This is a genomic window from Streptomyces soli (genome assembly GCF_003999195.1).
Taxonomy (GTDB): domain Bacteria; phylum Actinomycetota; class Actinomycetes; order Streptomycetales; family Streptomycetaceae; genus Actinacidiphila; species Actinacidiphila soli.
Genome location: NZ_RJVR01000375.1, coordinates 1 through 4777 on the forward strand (window position 1 = coordinate 1; position 4777 = coordinate 4777).

At 66.4% G+C, this 4777-nt stretch carries 5 protein-coding genes and 1 pseudogene; 5 read left to right on the top strand and 1 reads right to left on the bottom strand.

Translation table 11 applies throughout. The features are described from left to right. Positions 1–74: 74 nt before the first annotated feature. From EFK10_RS45730 to EFK10_RS45750, 5 genes and pseudogenes are all read left to right on the top strand, one after another. Positions 75–404: an integrase core domain-containing protein gene (locus tag EFK10_RS45730; RefSeq protein WP_164836468.1), complete on the top strand. Its 330-nt coding sequence runs from the start codon at positions 75–77 to the stop codon at positions 402–404. 177 nt (positions 405–581) lie between these two features. Then, the gene (locus EFK10_RS45735) at positions 582–1211 is read left to right on the top strand and encodes a site-specific integrase (RefSeq protein ID WP_206305848.1); all 630 of its coding nucleotides are present in this window, start codon (positions 582–584) and stop codon (positions 1209–1211) included. Between the two features lie 274 nt (positions 1212–1485). After that, positions 1486–2205, top strand: coding sequence for a DUF4232 domain-containing protein (locus tag EFK10_RS45740; RefSeq protein WP_127361541.1), 720 nt, complete (start codon positions 1486–1488; stop codon positions 2203–2205). A gap of 1311 nt (positions 2206–3516) precedes the next feature. Next, positions 3517–4003 (top strand): annotated as a pseudogene (locus EFK10_RS45745) (hypothetical protein). 8 nt (positions 4004–4011) lie between these two features. Continuing rightward, a complete protein-coding gene (locus EFK10_RS45750) occupies positions 4012–4242 on the top strand; it encodes a catalase-related domain-containing protein (protein ID WP_206305849.1) in 231 nt (76 codons plus the stop codon). An 83-nt stretch (positions 4243–4325) separates the two neighbouring features. Here EFK10_RS45750 and EFK10_RS45755 read toward each other — a convergent pair whose 3' ends face one another. Continuing rightward, a complete protein-coding gene (locus EFK10_RS45755) occupies positions 4326–4718 on the bottom strand; it encodes a tautomerase family protein (protein WP_127361542.1) in 393 nt (130 codons plus the stop codon). Between the last annotated feature and the right edge of the window lie 59 nt (positions 4719–4777).

Sequence of the window (4777 nt, forward strand, 5' to 3'; positions counted from 1 at the left end):
CCGCAAGACCCTCGGATGGAAGACACCCGCCGAAGCCCTCAACGAACAGCTACTCTCGATTCAACAAGGCAGTGTTGCGACGACCCCTTGAACCCGGGCAATACCGCGCTATCCGCTACACCGAGCGCCTCGAGCAGGCTCAGGCCGTCGCCTCGGTCGGCTCCAAGGGCGACTCATATGACAACGCCCTCGCGGAGGCATTCAACAGTTTGTTCAAGGCTGAACTGATCCGCAACAAGGGACCCTGGACCGGCATCAACGACCTCGAAGTCGCTGTCGCCGAGTACATCGACTGGTTCAACCAGCGACGGCTCCACGGCGAGCTGGGACACGTTCCGCCCGCCGAGTACGAGGCTCTCCACGCAACAACCCGCACCCCCGAACCCGCCCTGAAAACCAGCTAACCCACTCTCCACGAAACCCGGGGCTTGACACCTTTGTTATCTTGAGCCGCCCCAAGGGTGTCCTTCATGTTAAGCAAAGGCTGGTGAACCGCCTGGATCTGCCTGGTGGATGTGGTTATCTGCAGCCGTCCATCACGCAGATTCCCCGGAGGTCCGATGCTTGTTCAGCGTGTGGTGATGCCCTCCTCACCGCTTGAGTCATGGACGGTGCTCGGTGACGACGCTGCGCCGGTCGAGCCGATTGAGCGGTACCTGGCCTACCTGACCGACATCGAGCGGTCCCCGAACACGGTCAAGGCGTATGCCCACGATCTGAAGGACTGGTTCAGCTTCCTCGGCGTACGAGGGCTGGATTGGCGCGAAGTCCGGCTGGAGGACGTGGGTGAATTCGTCGCCTGGCTCCGGTTACCGCCGATGGTCCGCACCGGGGCTGTCGCTGCGCTGCCCTCGGTCGAGCATCACTGCGGCGAGGCGACGGTGAATCGAAAGCTCTCCGCCGTCAGCGCCTTCTACCAGCACGCCGCCCGCCACGGCGTCGACCTGGGTGAGCTGCTGATGGTCTGGCAGCCGGCCGGGCGACGCAGCACCGCGTGGAAGCCGTTTCTTCACCATGTCAGCAAGGGCAAGCCGGAGGCCCGGCGGGCGATCCGGCTGCGGGCCCCGCGCAACACCCGCGCATCCCGACCGTCACCGAGGTCCAGACGCCCGTGGCTGAAGGCGCCCCGAGAGTGGAGGGCGCACGTACGCCGGCGAAGAGTCCCGGGCCTGGCTCCGGCGGCGGTCGGCGTCCCTGCGGCAGGCCGGTGAGCAGCCGTTTTCTGGTGGGCATCCGGTGCGCGGCCGGGACAGGCGCCTCAGGATCCTTGGCGACCAGTGCGATGCCAGCGTCTTCCAGCTTTGCGCGCACCCGCAACGGTCGAGTGCTCTGGTCGAGCGGGGGTGACGGGGTGGACGGCTGTTACAGGTTCCGGACGTTTTCCCGTGAACTCCGTCCTGCGAGGGCTCATCACACCTAACCGAAAGACGCACTCGACACAGTGAGCGCCGGGGTGAGAGCCCGGTGCTGGAAGAATGGGGAACCATGACCGCCAAGCTGAACCGCGCCGTCCGTTGCACCGCCGCTGTGCTGGCCGTCGTCGCGCTCGGTGCCGGTGCCACCGCATGCAGCGGCTCGGGCTCGGCCGCCCCGGCCACGCTCAGCGGCACCGCCGCCCCGGCCACCCAGAGCAGCTCCCAGGCCCCCACATCCACCGACACCGGCAGCACGACAACGCTGTCCAGCACCTCAACCGGGGGCAGCAGCGGCGGCGTGAGCACGCAGGGGACTCGCCGACCGACCGACGCTGCCAATGCGTCGTCTTCCGCCGCGAGCAGTCGTTGCCACACCAGCGAACTGAAGTTCAGCTGGAGTGCCGGCAGCCCCGACATGAACGCCACCAATCAGCAGATCGCGGAAGTGACGCTGACGAACAGCGGTGGGCGCACCTGCACCCTGTACGGCTTCCCGGGCGTCCGCCTGATCAGCAAGTCCGGAGAAACCTGGGACCTGCCCCGCTCCACGGATAAAGCGAGCACCATCACCCTGAAGCCCGGTGACGGCACGGCCTCGATCACCATGACCATCCTGCCGATCCCCGCCAACACCACGGACACCCGTCCGTTCGCACCGAGCAAGGTCCTGATCACCCCGCCCGACGAGACCACGCACGTCACCCTCGACTGGCCCTACGGCGGCGCCCTGTGGCACCGGGCCGGCACCACATCCAGCCCCGAAACCTTCGTCAGCCCCATCGGCTTCTGACTCCACCGCGCGCCCTGGCCTGTCGGCGACGCCGAGGCCGAATGTGGGTCTCCGTAGTAATCGCCGAAAAAACACCGGATATCCCTGACCTGCACTGACGCGGCCTAACTCGCCGATTAGGGGTGTCGTTAACGATCGTGGCACCGGCCCCAATTGGGGCCGGTGCCACGATCGTTAACGACACCCCTAAGGGAGGCCATGGCCGTGCTCACCAGCGGGCGCGGTCCATTGGGACGGGCAGTTTCTCCAGGGCTCCGGCCTTGCGCAGGACCGAGTCCAGGGCGATCACCTCGTCCACGGTGGCGGTTTCCCCTGCCGACCGGTGAGGTCGATGATGACTCCGCCGTCGGAAAGCGTCATAGTTCTGCCCGGCAGATCGGACGGGGCCAACTCCCGGCGTTGGGCGGACGGGTATGTGAGCCTGCCGCAGCGCGGGTTGGACGGGCGTAGGCCCTGTGCGGTGGCGACGGCGTCGCGTACTGGGAGTCCGTCGGGTTCGCCGCGTTCCGCGACGGCATCCACCTTCTGGACACCGCGCTGCAGCACCCCATCGACTGCCGGACCAAGTGGCAGCAGCACTTCGCCAGGTAGCCCGGCCCAGCACCTCCCGCCATGGCCACGCATGAATCTGGGGCCAGTGCGCGTCGTCGCGCTGGCCCCAGAGCCGCTGACAGCTCATAGTGCCGGGCGTGGTGTCGCGGGTGGCGCAGCACGCGGCTTCCTCGGCGGTGCCGACAACGGCGCTGCACCAGGCCTACGCGATCTACATGGCGCGAGGTCGACCGGCGTGTGCCGTGCCACGTTAATTGGAACCGGAAGGGCGCGGTGACCTGCACTTCTTCGTCCAGCGGGACAGCGGAGTTGGAACCGACGGGACAGTCTTGTTGGCACCTGCGGCGAGTTGTCACGCTTGTTGGAACCGGCCGCGGACCGTACCACAGGGTCTGACCTGGCCAGGAAGCAGTTGATGGAGGTGTTCTCGCCGTCGAGCCGACCCCGGTGCCAGTCCTCGTGGCCAGGTTCCAACCAACGTGTCACGGCTCACGGCGGAACACTCTCCAGCGGGGCTGACTCGCCAGCTACGACCCGGCACTCGCCATCTATCGGCCGTGGTCACAACACCTGTGATCACGACTGATAGTTGGCCAGCCGATCGCGCGGAGGTGCAGGTCGCGCGCTCACGTCGATTTCTGGTTGGCCACTTTGCCGGGTGGTAGTTGGCCAGACGGGGGTGCGGAAACAGGTCGGGGTGCGGGGTCTGTCGGGAAAAACCGGGCTGCGCGGGAACGGGGAACCCGGCAGCATGGCGGGGTGTCTGATCTGGTGTGGAATGACGTGCAGTGCTTTTTCGATCCCGATGTGATGGGGGCGCTGCCGGACGTCAGTGTCACCGATGCCTCGGTGGAGGACTGGCAGTCTGTTCTCGACATGGTCTCTGCAAGCGGTTGGCCGTGGCAGTACTCCGAGGGCGCGGTCGTGAAGCCGATGCCTCGAGCGGAGGCGGTGCTGTCTCGTCCCGCCGACGCCGAGTGCCCGGAGCTGAGGGTCTGGCCGGCGGCCGGCGTGCTGGCCATCTTCCGCTTCCATGCGTCCGAGGAGATCGACTTCGATGTCGATCTGAGGGAGTTGCAGGGGCAGGCACGGTTGGATGTGCTGTGCGGATGGCTGGGAGTTCTCGGACGCAGGTTGGGCAAGGCGGTGGTGATGACGCCCGGAGGGAGACGCTGAGCACCCTGTGCTGAGGTTCGACCCCGAAACCGATGAGGTTGTCCTGCTGGCAGATGGGTCTGCTGGCTGATCGACTCAGTGCGAAGACGTGAAGCCGTCGGACTGCCCGGCACGCTCTACCGCCAGGTGATGACGCCGACCGACCGGGACCATCTGGTCGACAACATCGTCTGGCAGCTGAGCCAGGGAGTGGAGCGCTTCGTCCAGGAACGCGCGATCAACGACTACTGGACGAAAGTGGATCCCGACCTCGGCGCGCGCGTCGCCCAAGGCCTGGGCCTGGGGACTTCGCAGCCGGGCAACGGGTAGCGGAGACAATCCGCTGGCAGCACTCAAACACGGCTACCGCAAGGCAGCGAGCCGGCGACAACGGAGGGAATCACGCCGAGCGCTCAGTGCAACTCTCCGGTCAGGAACTGAGCTCGGCCCGACCCGAAGGACCAGTCCTCGTCATCGTTCTCGGTCACCGAGACGATCAGATCAGCCGGGTCGAGACCGCAGTCGCGTCGCAGCCGCTCGGCCAGCAGCGCGTAAAGCCTCTCCTTCTGCGCACGGCTGCGCCTGCGGCTGACCACGTGGATTATTACCATCCGGTCGGACCGATTGATGCCCAGACCGGTGTCGAGTGCAACGATTTCGTCGGCGGGGTGGCTCCGCACAACCTGGTACCGGTCTCGCTCGGGCACTCCGAACGCCTCCACTGTGGCCGCGTGCGTTGTGTCGAGCAGCGCTTTGATCTCACCAGGTGTTCGGCCCTCGATGACGTCGAAATACTGCAGTGGCATGGCCTTTCCTTCCGGGTCTGATGACCGGTGGGGGGTCGTGGAGGCGCTGCGTGGAGCAG